This is a genomic window from Acidovorax sp. KNOB132, from assembly GCF_057541515.1.
Genome location: NZ_BAAJYT010000367.1, coordinates 1 through 2,780 on the forward strand (window position 1 = coordinate 1; position 2,780 = coordinate 2,780).

The 2,780-nt window shown below is 71.0% G+C and carries 1 protein-coding gene and 1 pseudogene; both read left to right on the top strand.

The window, feature by feature from the left end:
• The coding region (gspN, locus tag AC27IO_RS22510; RefSeq protein ID WP_498740863.1) for a type II secretion system protein N at nucleotides 1–461 on the top strand (461 nt) is incomplete at its 5' end.
• 4 nt (nucleotides 462–465) lie between these two features.
• Nucleotides 466–2,780: pseudogene (gene gspD / locus AC27IO_RS22515) on the top strand (type II secretion system secretin GspD); the annotation flags it as partial.

Sequence of the window (2,780 nt, forward strand, 5' to 3'; positions counted from 1 at the left end):
CGGCTGCGCCCGCACTGGGGCGGTGCCGCGTGACCGTGGCCGACGGCCGCAGCCAGTGGCCGGCCGCCGTGCTGGCCGGCCTGGGCACGCCCTGGAACACGCTGCAGCCGCAGGGCCAGCTGGCCCTGGGCACGCAGAGCCTTTCGTTCGACTGGTCCGCCGGCCGCCTCGTGGTGGACGGGCAGGCGCAGGTCGATGCGCTGGACATGTCCTCGCGCCTGTCCACGCTGCGCCCCATGGGCAGCTACCGGCTGGTGCTGCAGGGCGGGCAGGCGCCCACCCTGGCGCTGTCCACGCTCGACGGCGCGCTGCGCTTGTCCGGCAACGGCCAGTGGGTGGGCCAGCGCCTGCGCTTCACCGGCGAGGCCACCGCGGCGCCCGAGCGCGAGGGCGCGCTGGCCAATCTCCTCAATATCATCGGGCGGCGCACCGGCGCGCGCTCCATCATCACCGTGGGTTGACCCTATGACTTCCTTGACTTCGCAACGCCTGCGGTTCGCACTCCACGCTTTGGCCGCAGGGGCCCTGCTGGCCTGCGCGGGCGGCACGCTCCAGGCCCAGACGGCCGTGGGTACCGGCACCAGCAGCGTGCGCGCCGGCGAGCCGGTCACGCTGAACTTCGCCAACGCCGAGATCGAGGCCGTGGCACGCACCATGGCCACCATCACCGGCCGCAACGTGGTGGTGGACCCGCGCGTGAAGGGCCAGCTCACCCTGGTGACCGAACGCGCGGTGACGCCCGCGGCCGCCTTCCAGCAATTCCTGGCCGCGCTGCGGCTGCAGGGCTTCACGGTGGTGGAGGCCGCGGGCCTGTACAAGGTCGTGCCCGAGGCGGATGCCAAGCTGCAGGCCGGCAGCGTGAACGTGTCGGAAAGCGGCCTCGGCGGCACGCGCGGCGGCGGGCAGATCGTCACGCAGATCTTCAAGCTCAACTTCGAGAACGCGGCCAACCTGGTGCCGGTGCTGCGCCCGCTCATCAGCCCCAACAACACGATCAACGTGAACCCCGGCAACAACTCGCTGGTGATCACCGACTACGCCGACAACCTGCAGCGCCTGGCGCGCATCGTGGCGGCCATGGATGTCTCCAACGCCAGCGACGTGGAAGTGATCCCGCTGCAGAACGCGCTGGCCACCGAACTGGCGCCGCTGGTGTCGCGCCTGCTGGAGGGCAGCGGCACGGCCGCCGGGGCCGTTCCGGCCGTGGCCCAGGGGCAGTCGGACACGTCGTTCCGCACCACGCTGCTGGCCGAGCCGCGCAGCAACTCGCTCATCCTGCGCGCGGCCAACCCGGCGCGCCTGGCGCTCGTGCGGTCGCTGGTGCAAAAGCTCGACCAGCCCGCCACGCCCGGCAGCAGCGCCGCGGGCGGCAACATCCATGTGGTGTACCTCAAGAACGCCGACGCCACCAAGCTTGCGGCCACGCTGCGCGCGGCGCTGTCGGCGGCCACGGGCAGCGGGTCTTCGGGCTCGGGCACCACCTCCAGCGCGCCCACCGGCTCGGGCCTGGGCTCGACCGGGCTGACGGGCGGCATGTCGCAGACCGGGGGCAGCAGCTCCATGAACAACAACTCCACGTTCGGCGGGAGCAGCAGCAGCAGCGGCGGGCTGGGCAGCAACGCCAGCAGCGTGGGCAACTCGTCCAACAGCAACCAGCCTTCCACCGGCGGGCAGATCCAGGCCGACCCGACGACCAACTCGCTCATCATCTCGGCGCCCGAGCCGCAGTACCGGCAGCTGCGCGCGGTGATCGACCAGCTGGACGGCCGGCGTGCCCAGGTGCTGGTGGAAAGCCTGATCGTCGAAGTCGCCGCCAACAAGGTGGCCGAGTTCGGCATCCAGTGGCAGAGCGTGGTGGGCAACACGGGCAGCGGCACGGTGGGCGTGATCGGCACCAACTCCACGCAGGGCGGCGGCTCCAACATCATCAACCTCGCCCTGGCGGCGGCCAGCGGCAACTCGACCAGCATCGCCTCGGCGCTCACCTCCAGCGGCAGCAGCCTGGGCAACGGCCTGAACGTGGCCGTCGCGCCGCGCATCAACGGCAACTACTACCTGGGCGCGCTGGCCAACTTCCTGGAGAACACGGGCGATGCCAACGTGCTCTCCACCCCGAACCTGATGACGCTGGACAACGAAGAGGCCCAGATCATCATGGCAACAACGTGCCGTTCGTGACCGGCTCCTACGCCAACAGCACCGGCAGCAGCACCGTCAACCCGTTCACCACCGTCGAGCGCAAGGACGTGGGCCTGATGCTGCGCGTGCGCCCGCAGATCAACGAGAACGGTCAGGTCAAGCTCACGCTGTACCAGGAAGTCTCGCAGGTGGACTCGGCCACGCTCACCTCCGCCAACGGCCCCACCACCAGCAAGCGGTCGATCGAATCCACCGTGCTGGTGAACGACGGCAGCGTGATCGTGCTGGGCGGCCTGCTGGAAGACCGATACGCGCTCGGCCAGGACAAGGTGCCGTTGATGGGCGACCTGCCCCTGGTGGGCGGCCTGTTCCGCAACGAGAACCGCTCGCGCAGGAAGACCAACCTGATGGTGTTCCTGCGCCCGCTCGTGATCCGCGACGCGGCCACCAGCGACGCGGTGATGACCGACCGCTACGAAGCCATCCGCGCGCTGCAGCAGACCACGCAGCCCGCGCCCAGCACCGTGATGCGCAGCGTCTCGGACGCCCCCGTGCTGCCGGCCCTGCCCGCCGCCCCGGTGGTGCCGCAGGCGCCGACCCGCACCGCGCCGCTCGCACCGCTCCTGCCCGAGCAGCGCGCC